This is a genomic window from Corallincola luteus (genome assembly GCF_004336975.1).
GTDB classification, from domain to species: Bacteria; Pseudomonadota; Gammaproteobacteria; order Enterobacterales; family Neiellaceae; genus Corallincola; species Corallincola holothuriorum.
Genome location: NZ_SJXE01000001.1, coordinates 358233 through 377910, shown reverse-complemented (window position 1 = coordinate 377910; position 19678 = coordinate 358233). Strand labels below are relative to the sequence as shown.

At 50.0% G+C, this 19678-nt stretch carries 15 protein-coding genes; 5 read left to right on the top strand and 10 right to left on the bottom strand.

Going from position 1 to position 19678, the window contains the following annotated elements; genetic code table 11:
- Positions 1-52 precede the first annotated feature (52 nt).
- Together alr and dnaB are read right to left on the bottom strand one after the other, a co-directional pair.
- Positions 53-1141 (bottom strand): alanine racemase, encoded by a 1089-nt coding sequence (alr, locus tag EZV61_RS01700; protein ID WP_131414115.1) that lies wholly within the window; start codon positions 1139-1141, stop codon positions 53-55.
- Between the two features lie 3 nt (positions 1142-1144).
- Positions 1145-2545, bottom strand: a complete 1401-nt coding sequence (gene dnaB, locus EZV61_RS01695; protein ID WP_114337375.1) for a replicative DNA helicase — start codon at positions 2543-2545, stop codon at positions 1145-1147.
- A gap of 218 nt (positions 2546-2763) precedes the next feature.
- Here dnaB and EZV61_RS01690 point away from each other — a divergent pair, with 218 nt between their 5' ends.
- On the top strand, positions 2764-5250 hold the full coding sequence (locus tag EZV61_RS01690; RefSeq protein WP_131414114.1) for a S9 family peptidase: 2487 nt from the start codon (positions 2764-2766) through the stop codon (positions 5248-5250).
- 103 nt (positions 5251-5353) lie between these two features.
- On the opposite strand, the gene EZV61_RS01685 is transcribed toward EZV61_RS01690, so the two are convergent.
- The 5 genes from EZV61_RS01685 to EZV61_RS01665 all read right to left on the bottom strand — a co-directional run bounded on the left by EZV61_RS01685 (position 5354) and on the right by EZV61_RS01665 (position 7736).
- Positions 5354-5530 carry a DUF6435 family protein gene (locus EZV61_RS01685; RefSeq protein ID WP_114336985.1) on the bottom strand — a complete coding sequence of 59 codons (177 nt, stop codon included), beginning with the start codon at positions 5528-5530 and terminating at the stop codon, positions 5354-5356.
- Between the two features lie 197 nt (positions 5531-5727).
- The gene (locus EZV61_RS01680; protein ID WP_131414113.1) at positions 5728-6150 is read right to left on the bottom strand and encodes a DUF3010 family protein; all 423 of its coding nucleotides are present in this window, start codon (positions 6148-6150) and stop codon (positions 5728-5730) included.
- 129 nt (positions 6151-6279) lie between these two features.
- Complete coding sequence (locus EZV61_RS01675; RefSeq protein ID WP_158537949.1) at positions 6280-6495, bottom strand: TIGR02450 family Trp-rich protein; 216 nt, start codon at positions 6493-6495, stop codon at positions 6280-6282.
- Between the two features lie 161 nt (positions 6496-6656).
- Positions 6657-7484 (bottom strand): transglutaminase domain-containing protein, encoded by an 828-nt coding sequence (locus EZV61_RS01670; RefSeq protein WP_130566274.1) that lies wholly within the window; start codon positions 7482-7484, stop codon positions 6657-6659.
- A 21-nt stretch (positions 7485-7505) separates the two neighbouring features.
- A complete protein-coding gene (locus tag EZV61_RS01665) occupies positions 7506-7736 on the bottom strand; it encodes a DUF350 domain-containing protein (RefSeq protein ID WP_114336981.1) in 231 nt (76 codons plus the stop codon).
- Positions 7737-7990: 254 nt separating this feature from the next.
- On the opposite strand from EZV61_RS01665, the gene EZV61_RS01660 reads away from it, so the two are divergent.
- The 4 genes from EZV61_RS01660 to malG all read left to right on the top strand — a co-directional run bounded on the left by EZV61_RS01660 (position 7991) and on the right by malG (position 15236).
- Positions 7991-9145 (top strand): efflux RND transporter periplasmic adaptor subunit, encoded by a 1155-nt coding sequence (locus EZV61_RS01660; protein ID WP_131414112.1) that lies wholly within the window; start codon positions 7991-7993, stop codon positions 9143-9145.
- Between the two features lie 12 nt (positions 9146-9157).
- On the top strand, positions 9158-12331 hold the full coding sequence (locus EZV61_RS01655) for an efflux RND transporter permease subunit (protein WP_131414111.1): 3174 nt from the start codon (positions 9158-9160) through the stop codon (positions 12329-12331).
- A 353-nt stretch (positions 12332-12684) separates the two neighbouring features.
- On the top strand, positions 12685-14346 hold the full coding sequence (malF, locus tag EZV61_RS01650) for a maltose ABC transporter permease MalF (protein ID WP_131414110.1): 1662 nt from the start codon (positions 12685-12687) through the stop codon (positions 14344-14346).
- A 2-nt stretch (positions 14347-14348) separates the two neighbouring features.
- Positions 14349-15236 carry a maltose ABC transporter permease MalG gene (gene malG, locus EZV61_RS01645; protein ID WP_131414109.1) on the top strand — a complete coding sequence of 296 codons (888 nt, stop codon included), beginning with the start codon at positions 14349-14351 and terminating at the stop codon, positions 15234-15236.
- A 94-nt stretch (positions 15237-15330) separates the two neighbouring features.
- On the opposite strand, the gene yfaE is transcribed toward malG, so the two are convergent.
- From yfaE to nrdA, 3 genes are all read right to left on the bottom strand, one after another.
- Complete coding sequence (yfaE, locus tag EZV61_RS01640) at positions 15331-15663, bottom strand: class I ribonucleotide reductase maintenance protein YfaE (protein WP_240695133.1); 333 nt, start codon at positions 15661-15663, stop codon at positions 15331-15333.
- Positions 15660-16796 carry a class Ia ribonucleoside-diphosphate reductase subunit beta gene (gene nrdB, locus EZV61_RS01635; RefSeq protein WP_131414108.1) on the bottom strand — a complete coding sequence of 379 codons (1137 nt, stop codon included), beginning with the start codon at positions 16794-16796 and terminating at the stop codon, positions 15660-15662. Before nrdB ends, yfaE begins: the two co-directional genes overlap by 4 nt.
- A gap of 536 nt (positions 16797-17332) precedes the next feature.
- On the bottom strand, positions 17333-19663 hold the full coding sequence (nrdA, locus tag EZV61_RS01630; protein ID WP_131414107.1) for a class 1a ribonucleoside-diphosphate reductase subunit alpha: 2331 nt from the start codon (positions 19661-19663) through the stop codon (positions 17333-17335).
- Positions 19664-19678 lie beyond the last annotated feature (15 nt).

Sequence of the window (19678 nt, the reverse complement as noted above, 5' to 3'; positions counted from 1 at the left end):
CACCCGCTAAAGCGAACCGGCGATAACCCCCCAGCAAGTCGCTCAGCCCGTTCTATGCAGTGCCGTTCTGATAGTGATACACCACCCGCGAGGTAACATTGCACAGCAGCTCATAGCCTAGGGTGCCAGACAACGCGGCGATCTCATCTACTGACAGTTCGCTGCCCCACAATACCACTTCATCACCTTCGCTAATCTCTGCATCACCGATATCAACGGTGATCATATCCATAGAGACTCGACCCACGATCGGGTAACGCACGCCGTTAATTAATACCGGAGTTTGGTTAGGGACATGGCGGGGATAACCATCACCATAACCCATGGCGACAACGGCCAAGCGCGTGTCTTGCTCTGCTGTCCAGCTGGCACCATAGCCGACCGCACCACCGGCTTTTAAATCTCGCACAGCGATCACCCGTGATTTAAGAGTCATTGCCGGTTTTAGACCTAACGAGGCAGCACTGCGCCCTGCAAAGGGGCTGGCACCATACAACATGATGCCGGGGCGTACCCAGTCACGTTGCGCTAGCGGTTCATTGATAATGGCAGCGGAATTAGCCAGAGAGCATAAAGGTTGTTTGGATAGACCTTGGCAACACCGTTGAAACTCAGCTAGCTGTGCTTGGGTTTGACCGGTTTCAGGCTCATCGGCACTGGCGAAATGGCTCATCAAAACGATCTCGTTGACCGATGGCGTTTGCAGCAGACGCTGATAAAAATGCTGAAACTGCTCCGGCTCCACACCTAAGCGGTGCATCCCGGTATCAACTTTCAGCCAAACAGTAACCGGCTGATGCAGATGCGCCCGTTCCAAGGCTTCAAGTTGTGACAAACTATGGACACCGAGCTGACAGCCGTGGGCAGCAGCCACCCCCAATTCACCGGGATCAAACACCCCTTCAAGCAACACGATAGGCAGTTCAATACCACCCTTGCGCAGTTTCAACGCTTCTTCTAATCGTGCCACAGCAAAGGCGTCGGCCTGCTCCGCCAAGGCTTCCGCCACAGCCAATGCGCCGTGGCCGTAACCATTGGCCTTGATGACCGCCAATACCTGACTATGGGGAGCATACCTACGCACCTGCGCCATATTGTGGCGCAAGGCATCGAGATCAATAACAGCGTGGGCGGTGAGCAAGTGTTACAGCTCCTCTGGCTGAGGGCCTGCGTAATTATCGAAGCGCGAAAAGTGGCCTTGGAAAGTAAGCCGCACACGACCAATAGGGCCATTACGCTGCTTACCAATGATGATCTCTGCGGTCCCTTTATCAGGACTGTCATCGTTGTACACTTCATCACGATAGATAAACATAATCAGATCGGCATCCTGCTCAATCGCACCCGATTCACGCAAGTCGGAGTTCACCGGCCGTTTGTCGGCCCGTTGCTCCAATGAACGGTTTAACTGAGACAGCGCGATCACTGGCACGTTCAACTCTTTCGCCAGCGCCTTCAAAGAGCGCGAGATCTCCGCGATCTCCAAGGTTCGGTTTTCACTCATGCCCGGCACCTGCATAAGCTGCAGGTAATCGATCATGATCATACTTAAACCACCGTGCTCGCGGGCGATACGCCGCGCTCGGGAGCGCACTTCGGTGGGCGATAAACCGGAAGAATCATCGATATACATCTTCCCCTGTTCCATCATCATCCCCATGGTCGAGGAGATGCGCGCCCAATCTTCATCTTCCAACTGCCCCGTACGCACTCGGGTCTGATCGACGCGACTAAGGGAGGCTAACATACGCATCATGATCTGATCTGAGGGCATCTCTAACGAGAAGATCAGCACCGGCTTATCATTCATCAATGAGGCGTTTTCACACAGGTTCATCGCAAACGTGGTTTTACCCATGGAAGGACGGGCAGCAACAATAATCAGATCCGAGCCTTGGAAGCCACTGGTCATTTTATCCAGATCAGAGAAGCCCGATGACACGCCGGTAATACCGTCGTGGGGGTTATTAAACAGCTCTTCGATTTTGGAGACAGTTTTGCCCAAAATTGAGTTCAGATCCTGCGGCCCCTCGTCACCCTTATTGGCACGACGTTCAGCAATGGCAAACACCTTCGACTCTGCCAAGTTCAACAGTTCGGCGCTATCGCGACCTTCGGTGTCAAAACCCGCTTCGGCGATCTCATTCGCCACGCTGATCATTTCGCGGACCACTGCACGCTCACGAACAATCTCGGCGTAGGCGTTAATATTGGCGGCACTGGGAGTGTTCTTGGCCATCTCTCCCAGATAGGCAAAACCACCCGCTTCTTCCAGCAGGGTTTCGTTTTCCAGCGTTTCGGAGATGGTCAACAGGTCAATGGGCTGGCCGGTTTCCACCAGACGCGCCATCGCTTCAAAGATAAGACGGTGCGAACGCTGATAAAAGTCAGCAGAGCCAACGCGCTCGGAAACACGATCCCACGCTTCATTGTCCAGCATCAGGCCGCCGAGGACAGACTGCTCTGCTTCCAGCGAGTGCGGCGGCACTTTCAGTGCCTCTACTTGCCGGTCACGTTTGAAGTCTTTACGAAAGTCGCCTTTCATCGCCGACGTCGGTTTCATCGCCATGTGCTTTACAACCTGCTTTTATGGGGTCGGCTATTATCACCCATAGTGGGGGGCGAGATAAAGCAGGTATATCTAATCTGGATCACGCGAGGTTTTAAAAGCCGATTATTCACCTTATCAACTGCGGTATACTTCCCGTCAGGCTGTGACTTAGCCACTCCAGAGAGAAAACTAAAAAAAAGATAGGATCCAAGATGAATAAGGGCGTGATTATCGGTTTGAGCATAGTGCTGTCAGCCTGTGCATCTACCACCCCCGAGTCAGATAGCAGCAATACGCTCGCTCCACCGAGCAAGGTGACCCAAGCGGCACCGCCAACACTGTCCTCCGGCGCACCATTGACATTAGAGCAGATCATGGCGCATCCAGACTGGATGGGAAACAGCCCGGTATCACCACACTGGGACAGCAACAGCAAGCAGATCTATTACCAACAGAAGATCGCCGGTAGCGAACAGTACCAATTGTTGCAGCACTCGCTGACCGAGACTGGCAATGGCCAGATTATTCCGCTAGGCGAACAATACAAGGTGGGTCATAGCACCGGGGTAACCAATGCAGATAACAGCCACCGCGCCTATATCTGGCAAGGTAATCTGCTGCTGGAAACTCTGAGCGATGGCAAGATAACCGTGCTAACCCAGAGCAGTGAACAAGATGCAGCACCACAGTGGTTAAACAGTGGCTTGTTAGCATTCCAACGTGGTAGTAACTACTTTTTTGTAGATATTCACACTGGCCATATTCGTCAATTAACGGATCTGCGTTTAGAGGAACAACCCGAAGCGGTGCCTGAGCCAGCCGATCATATTGCGCGTGAACAGCACAAGCTGATCGCTTATGTGGCTTTGAAGCAGCAGCGCGCCGCGGAAAAAGAAGCTCACCAAAAAGCTCAACAGGCAGCCGATCCAACCAGCAGCGTGTCACCCGTTTATCTGGGTAAAGATCAACGTATCGTTGCCAGCAGCCTCTCTCCTAACGGTGACAAAATCATTCTGGTGCTGCAAGCCGTACAGTCACCGATGGAAGGCAATATCATGCCTAACTACATCACAGACGATGGTCGCATTGAGAGCGTCAAGGTGCGCGCCCGCGTACATGACGAAGTGGCTCCCCAAAACCAGTTTGTATTGCTTGACCTCAGCAACAACGAAATCGAAAAACTGGATACCAGCCTGCTACCTGGATTGGGAGATGACGTACTCGCTGCCGTACGCAAAGAAAACCAGCAACGCTATGGCGATGATTATCAGCCACCAGAGGAAGATAAGGGACGCAACTTGTCATTGATCGACGACTGGTACTGGTCGCAGTCTGCCATTCAGTGGAATAACTCAGGTTCTGAAGTGGCACTGATGCTCACCACATGGGATAACAAAGACCGTTGGTTAACCCGTCTGGATTGGCAAAACAAGCGCTTAGACAGTGTCCATCACCTCCGCGATGAAGCCTGGATTAATTATAAGTTCAATAGCTTTGGCTGGCTCAACACCCGCGACGATCTTTACTTTTTGTCGGAACAGAGTGGCTATTCACAACTCTATCTTGTTACCCCAGGTAAGCGGGCAAAAGCACTAACCAAAGGTGAATTTGAGGTTGATGAAATCACCCTCACTAAAGACGATGGCTACATCTACTTTCAAGCCAACGTTAAGCATCCAGGAATTTACGAGATATACCGCGTCGCTCTGACTAATGGCAAGGTGGAGGCGCTGACCAATTTGGCAGGCAATACTCACTACTTGCTAAGCCCGGACGAGTCACAGTTATTACTGACTCATTCAAAGTTGTCGCAACCTAATGAGCTTTATCTGCAAGCCGCAAAAGCGGGTGCCAAAGCGAGACGACTCACCCATACGGTCAGCAAAGCATTCAGTGACTACCCATGGACCATCCCCGATGTGGTGGCCGTGCCTTCCAACCATACTGAGCAGCCGATTTATGCCAAGGTGTATTACCCCAAGGGCTACGATGCCAGTAAAGCGAACAAGTACCCTGCGGTGATCTTTAATCATGGCGCTGGTTACCTGCAAAACAGTGATCTCGGCTTCTCCGGCTACTTCCGAGAGTTCATGTTTCACAGCATGTTAGCGCAACAGGGCTACGTGGTGATGGATATGGATTATCGCGCTTCTGCCGGTTATGGCCGCGACTGGCGTACGGCGATCTATCGCGATATGGGGCGTCCAGAAACTGAAGATCTGGCCGATGGGGTGGCGTGGATGACAACCCATGCCAATGTCGACAAGCAACGTGTAGGTACTTATGGCGGCAGCTACGGCGGCTTTATGACCTTTATGGCGCTGTTCACTCAACCGGATCTGTTCCAGTGTGGTTCAGCGTTGCGTCCCGTCAGCGACTGGGCTCACTACAACTACGGCTATACCTCAAACATCCTGAATACGCCGCAGATTGATCCATTAGCATACGAGCGCAGCAGCCCAATATACTACGCCGAAGGCCTGACTAAACCCTTATTGATTAACGCACCCATGGTGGATGACAACGTATTCTTTCAGGATGTGGTTAGGTTAGTGCAACGACTCATTGAGCTTGAGAAAGAGGATTTTGAAACCGCCATCTACCCGGTAGAGCCACACGGTTTCCGTCAACCTTCCAGCTGGCTGAATGAGTATCGCCGGATCTATCACCTGTTTGGCGAATGCTTAGCCACTAAGTAGTCATTATCGCATTAGCAAAAGCCACCGTCTTCGGTGGCTTTTTCGTCGTATGCCATACATCAGTGATTGAGACTGACCAAGGCGAACAGGCGCTCTATCGCACCTATTTTCGCGACTGTTGCAACGCCTCTATTTCGCCCCACAGTGTCTCGGCCTCAGCACTGATCATCGAATAGCTCATGATGTCGCCGCGACGCTGTGCCAACATTGCTGACTCCAACATGCTGTTGTAGCGCTTTTTCATTCGTTTAACGGGGTCTGGTCGTAAAAAATTAAGCATAACGGGCTCCTCGCTTGGTCAAGACTTGATATACGCAAGCAAACCCGTTCTGGTTCATTGCGGTCAAAACATGAGCCTAATACAGAAGGATGACGTTTTTGTTACGCTGCAGATATGTTCAGGGGGGAGAGTAAGTCACAGCGCGGGAGCGAATTCATAACCAAGAATCCACTCCAACGCGAGACAAAAGCGGCTAACTAGCGGACCAGGTAAGCGTAAGCCGCAGCAAAGGCATGCTCTTGGAACTGCTTCAATCCGGTCGCTTTAAAATCGACAGGCATCGGATGACGCTTAATGGTTTCTTTAATCTCGGTTGCTGAGATCAGATCAACGCCGAGGCTTTCAATTAACTGGATAGTCGCTTCCAATTTAAAACTAACGGCGCCACCGGCGAACTTACCTTTAGTGATACGCTCCTTAATCACCACTTGGCTAACTTTGTAGTCTTCCATCAGCTTGGCAAAAGCAAACTGAAACTTTCGCACCTCTTCGGTGGTGGTGGATTTGGAGATAGCTAAACGGGTAGTGCGGCAATCAGGGATCTCAAATAACCCTTGCTCCAAAGACATCAAACACAAAATGGCTTCGCTGCCCTTCAACTCAACACCGCATACTTTCATCTGACACCTCAATTCAACTTCGACGAGCAAAGGAGTGTAAATACACGCCTTTAATGCCGCATAGTGTATGTGAATTTGAGGCGTTACGCAGAATTTTAGCGATAGTCGCAAAGATATTTCAGGTCGCGCTTACTTCCAGCCGTTTTGCCACCGGCGATTATCGTAAAGCTCCTGCCAGTCAACGCTGACCTCATGGTGAGAGCCAACCTCTTCCATGGTGCAAAATTCAATGGCTCCCGCTTCATCCATCACCACATCTGTCACCACGTAATGATTTCGGCGCCGTCCGGAGCCAACCGCGGTCCATTTGGTCATACGTAACTTTTCAGGGTCAAAGCTGTTCATCAAAAGATCCTCCCCTACATATATTAGCTCAAGCTGACATAACTCGATGGCTGTCATACCTGCTAATTAAACGTACAGTGAGATCATCTGGATCAATTTAACCAAACTCGTTTGGCGGGAATCGGAAGGGGAAACAAAAATCAGCGCAGTGAGTCAGCCGCTCAGCCAGAATGCCGCTTAAACAGCGAACGCTTCTGCCAGTGGGTGCCATCATAATCCCGGGTGGTGGTCGCCCCTTGGTTGATCCACAAGGTATGGCGATTAAACATCAGATCAGGTGCGTAATGGTTGGCTAGAATCGCTTTCGGGTAGTGGCGCCATGCTGCATGCTTACGTTTGTCGGTCGCTTCCAATAAAAAGGCCTCACCCTCGTTAAAAGCAACCACCCAAGCATGTCCCTCATTGCGGTATTTACCCATCACGACGCGGGCATCGATACCACTTTCAATCAACCAATCGGCCAACAGCAACGCATGATCTTCGCAATCACCACGAGTATATAGATAGGCCTGTGCCGAATTCTGCCATAGATCTTGTTTACGATACTGTTGGCTATCTAACTGATAAGTTTTACGACTGGCCACGGTATACAACGGCACCCATAACTTATCCGTCACAAACGGCGCATACCCCACCAGATAGCTGTTCACAAAATGATGCCGATTATCTAATCCCTGCGCCGTGGCGGTGCTGTAGCCGTCAGCTTCAAAACGCCAGAGATAAGTGGCCTCTGCGCTATTTCCCGCTTGCCGCATTTGTGCGCTGATATCATCCTCGTAGATCCGCCGACCATTGCTTAACACCTGCACCTCTCCGCGCTGACGACGGCTATCGAGCAGATCTGGTGGGATAGTGCTGACAGCCAGCTCCATCTGTTGTCCCAACTGACGGACGAAATGGCTATCCAGACTAGTAGCGCCGTTTGGCTGCCACCAGACAATGCCGCAACAGATCAACAGCAGCGCTAGCAATGGCCAATAATCTTTCATCGAACGAACTGTGTCATTAGCCTACGATTTCAATCCAAATGAGATGATCAAAGCAACAAACAGCAGAATAGTCGAAGCAAAAATAGCTACCGCGACATTACCCTCCTTCAACTCCTGCTCAATATCGATGTTTTTGAGCAACTTACTGTCGATAAAACGCAGCGCCATCACCCCCACCAGCAAAGAGACCAAGGTGTAGATCAGATTAATCGCCAGATTAAAAAATGTCGCAGCCAGAAATTCACCACCCATTACCACTCCTTCGTTTACACCTGGACTTCCCAGCTAACGCATTGAATATCCATTGTAATTATCATTGGGTTATTTCGAAGCCGTTCATTAAACCTTACCGACCGCCATACGCCAAGCGTTAAGCTCACACTTCATTCAGTGCGAAATAGAAAACACGCTGATAGTACAAAATAACAACCATTTACAATTTGTTAACTTGTTATCGGTTTTGTCGCGTTATTATGTAAGGGACTTAATTTGGACGATACTGGCTTATGAACAAGAAATGGTTGAAATGGATAGTTCCGCTGGCAGTACTTGGTGCAGGTGCAGCAGGTATGATGGCGATCGGTGCAACAGCGCAGAAATCGGAAGAAACGGCCGCCGTAGACACCCGCCCCACGGTCAGTATTCAAAGCCTAGAAGCTATCGACTTCCAAGTAACAATAGCCAGTTACGGTGAAGTGAAGCCGTTAGAAAGCACCATGCTTGCTGCACAGGTTTCTGGCGAAGTAGTCAATTGGAATCCAAATTTCACTGCTGGCGGCTTGGTAAAACGCAACGACATCCTATTCAGTATTGAGAAAGATAACTACGAGGTAGCCGTGCTGCAAGCCGAGGCTAATTTGAGCCGTGCCCGCGCCGCACTGATCGAAGAGCAAGCCAAGTCTCAAGTGGCACAAACCGAAGCGAGCCGGATGAAAGACCGTAAGGTCTCCGACCTTTACCTGCGTAAACCGCAAGTGATGAGTGCCAAAGCCGATGTACAATCCGCCGAAGCTGCGCTAAAGCTAGCCCGCCGCGATCTGGAGAACTGCGAAGTTCGAGCGCCTTATGATGCCTTGGTGATCGAACGAGATCTGGGTGCCGGTCAATTCGTCAATGTCGGCGACAAGGTCGGCGAACTGAGCAGCATTGAAACCGCCGAAGTGGTATTTCCTATTCCCGGCTTTGACAGTGCCTTTCTTCCTACGGAACTTACAGGCCGCACCGCCACCGTGATGACCAAAGGACGTTTACCCGTTGTACGCCAAGCCACCATTGACCGTGACCTCGGCATTGTTGATAACGCGACCCGCATGGGCCACCTTGTCGCCCGTATCGATGATCCATACAGCCTCAACAGTGACGCTCCAAAGCTGAAGTTTGGCAGCTATGTTGAAGTAGGCTTCGATGGCATCGTGCTATCAGGGGTTTATCAGGTATCACAAGATCTGATCAGTAACCGTACCGCTTGGCTGCTCGACGCAGAGAATAAGTTGCAGCCGGTGCAGGTCGATGTACTCAGAGAGGAAGGCGAAACCTTCCTTATCAGTGCCGGACTCAACGATGGCGACAAACTGGTACTGACACTACCCGAATATCCCCAAAAAGGGATGGAAGTGAAACTCAGCGAGACCGCAGTAGCTGCGGTTGCCAAGGCGGAATAAAGGGGCGAAGCGATGTCTGCAACACAACAAGAGCCCAACCAAACCGGCTTAATCGCCTATTTTGCCAACAATTCTGTCGCCGCCAACCTGATGATGTTTTTTATCCTCATCATGGGGGTAATCAGCTATTTCACGATTCAACGGCAGATGTTTCCCAACATCGAGATTAACTACATCCGTGTCACTGCGGATTATTTGGGTGCGTCACCGCAGGAGATCGAAGAGAACATCCTGATCAAGATTGAAGAGTCGCTGAAAGATGTCACCGAGATCAAACGCAGCATCTCTCGGGCTCATCGGAATGAAGGCACCGTCACGCTGGAGATCTATCCGGACGAAGAGCTCACCGATGTGCTGGATAAGGTAAAACTGCGGGTCGACAGTATTGCCACCTTTCCTGCCGAGATGGAGCCCGTCACCATTTCGCAGATCGAATTCCGCCAAGATATTATAGAAATGTCACTGGTAGGGGATTACCCGCTCACCGAGTTGAAACCGGTGGCCCGAGAAATTAAAAATGAACTGCTGCAGCTAAGTAACGTGTCGCTGGTTGATTTCAGTGCACCGGAAGATGAGATCGCCATCGAGATCCAACCAGAAGTACTGCGTAAATACGATCTGACCCTGCGTCAGGTCAGTGATGCCATTAGCCGTTACTCGGCAAACTTCTCCGCAGGTCAACTGCGTACAGATTCAGGCATTGTATCGGTACGTATCGAAAACCAGTTTTACAGTGGTGAAGAGTTCCGCAATATCCCAATTAAGATCGGCGCCAACGGTGCCAAAGTGTTACTCAAGGATATCGCCACCATTAAAGATCAGTTCACCGAAGGAGAGCGCTACTTCAAGTACTCAGGTGAAAACGCGATATTTATGTCGGTCAACGCCACCAAAGATCAGAACATGGTGCCGGTCGCCGAGTCAGTCAAAAGCTTTATTGAAGCGCGCAACAAAACCCTGCCACCAGGTATGGAGATCAAGATACTCGTCGACATGACTTACTACTTGAATGCCCGCCTCGATATGATGTTGAAGAACCTGTTGCAAGGTTCGCTGCTGGTCGCGCTGATGTTAACCATCTTCCTGCGCTTTCGTTTGGCGTTCTGGGTCATGGTTGGTTTACCGCTCTGCTTTCTCGGCGCGATGATGCTGATGCCAGTGTTTGGCGTCAGCATTAATATTCTTTCGCTGTTCGCCTTTATCATGGTGTTAGGGATCGTCGTCGACGATGCCATTGTGATAGGAGAAAGCGCCTACTCCGAAGTAGAAAAACATGGCGGCGGCGTCGAGAACGTCGTGCGCGGAGCACGCAAGGTAGCAACTCCGGCCACCTTTGGCGTACTGACAACCATCGCGGTGTTTGCGCCGTTCGTGATGGCGAGTGGTCCAGAAGGGGCATTCTTTTACAACATCGCCGTCGTGGTGATCTTGTGCCTGATATTTAGCTTAATCGAGTCCAAGCTGATCCTACCGGCACACATTGCCCACACCCATTTTGCGCCAGTGGATGAGAACAGTTGGCGTGCGCGCTTTAATCGTCGCTTTTTTGGTTTTGTAAATGGCCCCTATCGCCGCTTTGTAGTGCAATGTACCGAGTGGCGCTGGGCGGTGTTTTGCGGCTTTATCGCCCTGCTAGTCATCAGCTTTGGCTTAGTGCAAGCCAATCACGTGCGCTTTGTGCCCAGTCCGAAAGTACCTCACGATTTTCCCAGCATCTCCATTGAGATGAATGAGAACGTCTCAGATCAACAGACAATTGACGCCCTGCGCACCATAGAATCTGCGATTCTGGCAATCGAAGCGCAAACCGAAGCCGATTACGGCCAAGGCATGATCCGCGATATTTTGGCCTTTAATGAAAGCCGTTCAGAAGCACGAATAGTGGTACCTCTGGTGGATGAGGAGCTGCGCCCTTATGACACCTTTGAGCTGGCCCGACAGTGGCGCGATGCGATCCCGTCGATACCCGGAATGAAATCCTTCGTCGTGCAGGATGACGTTAACGGCGGCAATGATGATGGCGAATTTGGTTACCTACTCTACGGTTCCGATATCGCCACACTCAATGCAGCTGGCCGTGAATTTATCGCCATGTTGCAGTTGCAAGAAGGCTTATTTGATATCAGCTCCACCATCGATCCGGCAAGTAAAGAGGTGCAGCTCAGTATGCGCCCGGTCGCTTACGACTTAGGATTAGATCTAGTCTCTATCGCCAGTCAGGTGGGTGCCGGATTCTATGGTGGTGAAGCTCAGCGCGTACTGCGTCACGGTGAAGAGGTCAAAGTGATGGTGCGCTATCCGAAACTGACCCGCGAAAAGTTTGCCGAGCTGAAATACGCAGTGATCACCACGCCGTCGGGTGAAGAGGTGATGCTAGGTGACGTCGTCGAACTGACGGAAAAACCTGGTATCAGCTACATCCGTCGAGAAGGGGGTTTCCGCAGTGTTTATATCTGGGGCAACATCGATGAAGAGGTGGTTGAACCCAACGAGGTGGTAGCCACCATCGACGACAACCTGATGCCGGAACTGCAAGCCGCCTTCCCTAGTATCAAAACCGAACTCGGTGGCTCGGTAGAAGAGCAGCAGGCGCAACAAAGTGAACAGATCCTGTTTTTTATCGCTGGTATGTTACTGGTGTATGTGCTACTTGCTGTGCCACTGAAAAGCTATGCCCAGCCACTGATCATTATGTCGGTGATCCCGTTCAGTTTAACAGGGGCGATCTGGGGGCATTTTTGGTTTGGTATTGATCTGAGCATGATGTCAACCTTCGGCCTGATCGCTGCCGCAGGTGTCGTGATCAACGACAGCCTGGTGATGACAGATTACGTCAATCAACGTCGTCGAGCTGGCGCAAAAATCAGAGAAGCGGTTATTGAAGCTGGGTGTGCGCGCTTCCGCGCCATCACACTGACCTCTATCACCACTTTTGCCGGTGTATTACCGATTATGTTCGAAACCAGCCTGCAAGCCCGTTTCGTTATTCCGATGGCGGTAGCGCTGGGCTTCGCCGTGATGTTCGCCACCATCATCACCCTGATACTGGTACCTTGCATGTACCTGATGCTGGATGATTTGGCGGCTATATTCCGCGGCATATTTAGGAAGCTAGGCTGGAAACGACGCGGTGCGCAAATCGAGGAGATGTTAGAGCCAGTCGAGGAACTGTTAGAGCAAAAGTAGAAACAGCTCACCAAAGATAGTCATTCAAAGGCCCTGCACTTAGCTGTGCAGGGCTTTTTTTGCAGTGAAAAAATAGATAAACAACACGCAAGAACCCAACGACTTGTATGCCTCGATTAGTAATAACAGCTAAACCGACTACCTAGATTCACGGCCTCCCTATGATCTCGATCAGTCTCACATTTTTACTGCTAAATTAGCTATAGACAGGGCTAAATGTTAACCGTATGTTAGATCACACTTTTTACCCAATGGAGGCAATTTCACTTATTAGTCCTTTAGCTTGACCCTACTGAAAACTAATAAAGATCAGCAAATTAAACTGCTGACAAATAAAAGAAATAAGGATATTTATGACATCAATGGCATCGACCCTCGGTCGCTATCGCTCCCCTAAAAAGCCTCTTTCCAGTCTGCTTACTCGTGTCACCTTTATCATTCTATTCGTTATCTTATTTGCGCTATTCAGCATGGGCTTAGTACGGCTGTATGCGTTAGGTGAATACGCCGTTGCAATCGTTTGTCTCATTATTGGCCTATCAGCCAGCTATGTAACCCTGAATAAACGCCTGGTGGCGTGGCGCTTTCTATACCCTGCACTGCTGCTCATCTTTCTGATGATGCTATTCCCCATCGTTTATTCCGTGGCCATCGGTTTTACTAACTACAGCAGCAAAAACCTACTGACTTACGAAAGGGTTGTGAATTACCACTTAGAACAAACCTACGCAGAGAAGAAGCAACGATTCAAATTCCAGCTCTATCAAGCTGATAACCAGTACCAAATCACACTCAATGATGGCAGCGGACTTTGGTTGCAAACGCCACTTCTAACCCTTAATCAGCCCCTTGATAAAGCCACAGAAGCAGGGCCTAAACGAGCCATTCCGCTGGCCGTTATATCCGCCGCGCCATCAGGCGAGCCTTTGGCTATGCGTGACGTCATCAAGCTCAAAGCCCAGCTAAAAATGTTAACTCTCACCCGTGACAATGAACCCGATCTGATGATGTATGGTTTCCGCGAGTTTCTGCCGCTGCTACGACGCTATGAAATCAAGCAGCCCGACAACTTACCCATGGCTGAACGTCCCAACGAATTTTTGTATGACAATCAGGACAAGCGCTATCTGCAAGCAGACTTCAATAATGGCTTCTATACCTACCTGAATGACGCGGGTGAAATGACAGAAAAGACCTTGAGCCCTGGCTTTGTTACCCATGTCGGTTGGAAAAATTATCACACAATCTTTGCCATGGATGAGGACAGAAAAAACCTTGCCAAAGTGGCATTGTGGACCGTCAGTTTTGCCCTATTGACCGTATTGATGCAGTTCAGCCTAGGTATGCTTTTGGCCTCACTGCTAAATTGGCATCGCGTTAAAGGCCAACGTATCTTTCGCACCTTGTTGTTAATTCCGTTCGCCGTGCCTGCATTTATCTCCATCATGATTTTTCGCGCCATGTTCAATAGTGAATTTGGCGATGTAAATGCATTGCTAGAGTTCCTGTTCGGCATGCGCTTTGAGTGGTATTTCAATCCTTGGTTAGCCAAACTACAGGTACTGCTAGTGAACCTCTGGTTGGGATTCCCCTACTTTATGCTGCTGGCAATGGGGATGCTGAAATCTATCCCGAGCGATCTTTATGAAGCCGCCAATATGGATGGCGCCGGCACCTGGTATAAATTCCGCTTTATCACCCTGCCAATGATCATTAAACCCTTAACGCCACTGCTGATCATGTCTTTCACTTTTAATTTCAATAACTTTCTTGTCATCGCTTTGCTCACCAGAGGTGGCCCGCGAATGGATGATGCCACGGTGCTCATCGGTGAAACCCAGTTACTGATCAACTATATCTATGATCTCGCCAATGGTTCGGTGCTGGGTTATCAGGCCTATGGTCTCGCCAGCGCACTCTCAGGGTTCCTATTTCTTGTCATTGCCAGCATCAGTCTGTGGCAATTCTGGCTCACCCGCGAAAAGTCCCCCCGTTCAGAGCTACAGGAGCATTAATCATGGCGATAGTTGAAGCAAAAAATACACGTTACCGCGTCTGGCTTACCTATCTGTTCCTGGCGCTCTTTATTGCCGGCATGATGTACCCGCTACTGGCGATGATTTCCATCTCCTTTAGAACAGGGAACCTGCTGAATGGCTCGCTGATCCCGGACAATCCCAGCCTGGAACATTGGCGGCTGGTCTTCGGCATCGGTTCGGAGGAAGAACAAAAATGGTATAAGAATTTTCCCGTACTGCTTTGGACGTGGAACTCAATTAAGATCGCTTTTATCACCTCTGCCATCAGTATTGTATTTTCATCCATGGCGGCGTATGCCTTTGCTCGAATGAAATTTATAGGCAGTAAGTGGTTACTGACATCACTGCTAATTATCGGGCTATTTCCAGCGCTAACAGGCATGGTGGCAATCCGTATCATGCTAGAAAAGATAGGCTACTTTATTCCAGCTCTCGGCTTTGATACCCATGGTGGCTTGATGTTGCTGTACCTGAGCGCCGTACTCGGCGAAATTTGGCTAATCAAGGGTTACATCCAATCACTGGATCCGGCGCTGGAAGAAGCGGCCACTATGGATGGCGCTAGCCGCTGGCAAACCTTGCGCTATATCGTATTACCGCTGTGCTTGCCTATTCTGGTGGTCACTTTTATTCTCAGCTTTATCGCAGCGTTTGGTGAATATGCTTTTGCCAATATGATGCTTTCTGATCCTGACAAATTTACCCTAGCACTAGGGATGCAGAGCTTCCTCAATCAAACCTATGCCCCCCTGTGGGGAGATTTTGCTGCGACAGCTATCTTTGCCGCACTGCCTATCACGCTGGTCTTTTTAATTGGCCAAAAATGGCTGATCGGTGGGCTAACCTCGGGGAGTGTTAAGGGTTAAGTACTTACATCAAAGATGTGCGAGAAATTGGGGAGCGGTTAATTCAACGCTCCCCTTTCTCCCCCCTAAAAGGGAGAGAAAATACCAAGATAAATCAGGTATCTAACGCCAATACCACTTCTGACACCGCCACGCAGCAGCAGGGCAACACTTCACCTGGATTGACCCAGGCCAGTGGCGCCGAGGTATACGCCACTTCACCCGAGACTTTTTTAGTACGGCAACGTCCACAGTAACCTTCGCGACATTGGTACGGTACCTCGACGCCCTCCGCTTCCAGCTGCTCTAACAGGGTATAACCCTCAGCAGCTTGGGTAACGGAGGTGTCAGGGCTTTCAAGCTGAACAGCGTTATCACGCTGGGCGTTACTGGGCATGCAGGATACCAGCCCTTTATCTACAAGCTTATTACCAGTGAGTTCGCTCATAGCTCAAAACCCGCTAACGCATTGGTATCCACGTCACTGTCGATGGCACCGACTAGGTAAGAACTAATTTCAGCTTCTTGTGGCGCGACCTGTACGTTATCACTCACTAACCAGCTATCCATCCACGGTAGCGGATTAGGCCGTTGCACAAAGCAAGGCTCTAAACCAATCGCCTGCAGTCTTTGATTGGTAATGTAGTCAACATACTGACTGAGAATGTCGGTGTTCAAGCCGATCATCGACCCATCTTTAAACAAGTATTCCGCCCACTCTTTTTCCTGCTGTGCGGCGTCCTTAAATATTTGGATCACTTCCGGTTTAAGCTCTGCAGCAATCTCGGCCATCTCTGGATCATCCTGTCCACTGGCCAGAATATTCAACATATGTTGAGTGCCTGTCAGGTGCAGTGCTTCATCACGGGCGATCAGCTTGATAATTTTGGCGTTGCCTTCCATGGTGGCGCGTTCAGCAAAAGCAAAACTGCAGGCAAAGCTGACATAAAAGCGGATCGCTTCCAGCACGTTCACCGACACTAAGGTCAAATACAGTTTGCGTTTCAGGGCTGGCAAGCTAACCTGTACGGGGGTATCACTACCACTGATCCGATATTCACCTTCGCCGCCGGTAGCATACAGCTGCGCATGTAAGATCAAATCATCGTAATAATGAGAAACCGCTTCTGCGCGAGCAATGATCTGTTCATTGTTGATGATGTCATCAAACACATCTCCCGGCTCTGCCAAGATATTGCGGATAATATGGGTATACGAACGTGAATGAATCGTTTCGCTGAATGCCCAGGTTTCGATCCAGGTTTCGATTTCTGGCAGTGACACCAGTGGCAACAGAGCCATATTAGGTGAACGCCCCTGCACACTATCAAGCAAAGTTTGGTACTTCAGATTACTAAGAAAAATATGCTGTTCATGGGCGGGTAACTCGGCAAAATCTTTACGATCAGTAGAAAGATCTACCTCTTCCGGACGCCAGAAAAATGAAAGCTGCTTTTCAATGAGCTGCTCAAATACCGGGTATTTTTGCCGGTCATAACGGGAGACATTCACGTTCTCACCAAAGAACATATCCTGCTTGAACGTCTCAAATTTGTTTTGATTAAAGCTTTTATAAGCCATTAGTTTGTTCCGCTTTTATTGTTCTGTTTGCGATTCATTTAAATACCCCTCACCCCAGCCCTCTCCCCTTGGAGAGGGAGCAAAAGTGCAAGCTCGTTGCCGTCCGCTTTTTCTGTCTCCTTCTCCCTTGGGAAGAAAGGCGAAGTGGAGGTTTATTTTCTTAAATACCCCTCACCCCAGCCCTCTCCCCTCGGAGAGGGGGCAAAAAGTGCAAACTCGTTGCCGTCCGCTTTTCTTGTCTCCTTCTCCCTTGGGGAGAAAGGCGAAGTGGAGGTCTATTTTCTTAAATACCCCTCACCCCTGCCCTCTCCCTTTGAGAGGAAGCAACGGCACCAGCGCACTACTGCCAACTTTTTCTGTCTCCTTCTCCCTTGGGGAGAAGGGCGAAGTGGAGGTCTAGTTTCTTAAAAACCCCTCACCCCTTGGAGAGGGGGCAAAAGTGCAAGCTCGTTGCCGTCCGCTTTTCTTGTCTCCTTCTCCCTTGGGGAGAAGGGCGGGATGAGGGGGCTTTTTATCCTTTAAAAAATCCGCTCAGGCTAAATCTTACAAGCGCCGCCTTCACAGCCGTCGTCATCGTTTTCTACAACGGTCGTTTCAGCTGGGCGCGCCTCTCCCATTACTGGCGACTCGTTGGATAAATGCTTGTCCGTCGCACCGTCGCGAGTGTTGTGGTAATAAAGCGTTTTCAGGCCGCACTTATAAGCACTAAGTAGGTCTTGCATCAGCAATTGCATCGGCACTTTGCCTTCGCCAAATCGCGCGGGGTCATAGTTGGTGTTGGCAGAAATAGCTTGGTCGACGAACTTTTGCATCACTCCGACCAACTGCAAATAGCCCGTGTTACTCGGGATATTCCATAGCAGTTCGTAGCTATCACGGAGTGTTTCTAACTCCGGAACCACCTGTTTCAAGATCCCGTCTTTCGATGCTTTAACACTGACAAAGCCTCGTGGTGGTTCAATACCGTTAGTGGCATTACTGATCTGAGAAGAGGTTTCAGAGGGCATCAATGCAGTGAGGGTGGAGTTGCGTAGCCCATCACGCAGAATGTCAGCGCGTAGCCCTTCCCAATCACAATGCAGCGGTTCATCGCAGTAACCATCCACATCTTTTTTGTAGTGATCTATCGGCAATTCGCCCCGGGCATAGGTGGTATCAGCAAAGGCATCACAAGCGCCCTGTTCACACGCTAATTGGTTAGAGGCTTGCAGCAGATGATACTGGATCGCTTCAAAGGTACGGTGGGTCAAACCCAGTGCTGAACCATCAGAATACTTCACGCCGTTTTTGGCCAAATAGTAGGCATAGTTGATCACGCCTACCCCCAGAGTACGCCGCTTCAGCGAGCCTTGCTGCGCCGCAGGCACGGGATAGTTCTGATAGGTCAATAAGCTGTCTAATGCGCGCACTAATAGATCAGCAAGTGGGGCCAATTCATCTAACGACTTAAGCGCACCGAGATTAAATGCCGCCAACGTACAAAGCGCGATCTCACCCTCTTTGTCATTAATATCCTGCAATGGCGTTGTAGGTAGCGCGATCTCAAGACAAAGGTTAGATTGACGTATCGGCGCTTTAGCCGGGTCAAACGGACTATGGGTATTACAGTGGTCAACATTCTGAATGTAGATACGGCCCGTTGACGCTCGCTCTTGTAATAAGCGCGAAAACAGCTCAACGGCTTTAATGGTTTTCTTGCGAACGTTGGTGTCTTGTTCGTATTGCTGATAGAGCTTTTCGAACTCATCCTGATCAGCAAAAAACGCTTCGTATAATCCCGGCACATCTGACGGACTGAACAGTGAGATGTCTGCATTTTGTAGCAGACGTTGGTACATCAGCCGATTAAGCTGCACCCCATAATCCAGATGCCGAACCCGATTCTCTTCCACACCGCGGTTGTTTTTAAGTACCAGCAACTCTTCTGCTTCTAAATGCCAAAGCGGGTAAAACAGCGTCGCAGCACCGCCACGAACACCGCCCTGAGAGCAGCATTTCACCGCCGTTTGGAAGTGCTTAAAGAATGGAATACAACCGGTATGATTAGCCTCCCCACCTCGGATCGATGAACCAAGCGCGCGAATACGTCCAGCATTAATACCAATACCCGCACGCTGACTGACATAGCGCACAATCGCAGAGGTGGTTGCGTTAATGGAATCAAGCGAATCACCGCATTCAATCAACACGCAAGAACTGAACTGGCGGGTTGGCGTACGCACGCCCGCCATAATCGGTGTTGGCAAAGAGATTTTGAACGTAGAGACCGCATCATAAAAGCGACGGACATAATCCAAGCGAATGGATCTGTCGTAGTTAGCAAACAAACACGCACCGATCAGCAGGTAGAGAAACTGCGGGCTTTCGTAGAACTTTCCTTTCACCCTGTCCTGAACCAGGTATTTACCTTCCAGCTGCTTCACGGCAGCGTAAGCAAAGTCCAAGTCCCGTTGGTGGTCGATAAAACCATCCATCAGGGCGAACTCTTCCATGCTGTAATCCGTTAGTAGCTGGGCATCGTAACGTTGCAGATCCACCAGCCGACCCACGTGCTGGTATAGCGAAGGCGGCGTGTATTGACCATAGGCTTTTTTACGCAGATGAAAGATGTTCAGCCGGGCAGCCAGATACTGATAATCAGGGGTCTCTTCCGAGATCAGATCCGCCGCAGACTTAATCAATGTTTCATGAATGTCTGACGTGGTAATTCCGTCGTGAAATTGCAGATGTGCTCTAAGCTCGACTTGAGATACAGAGACAGTATCAAGCCCTTCTGCCGCCCAGGTGAGTACCTTATGGATCTTATCCAGATCCAGCGGTTCATGGCGGCCATCACGTTTGGCAATTGAGATATTTTTGTTATTCACCTTGTCGAACTCCGT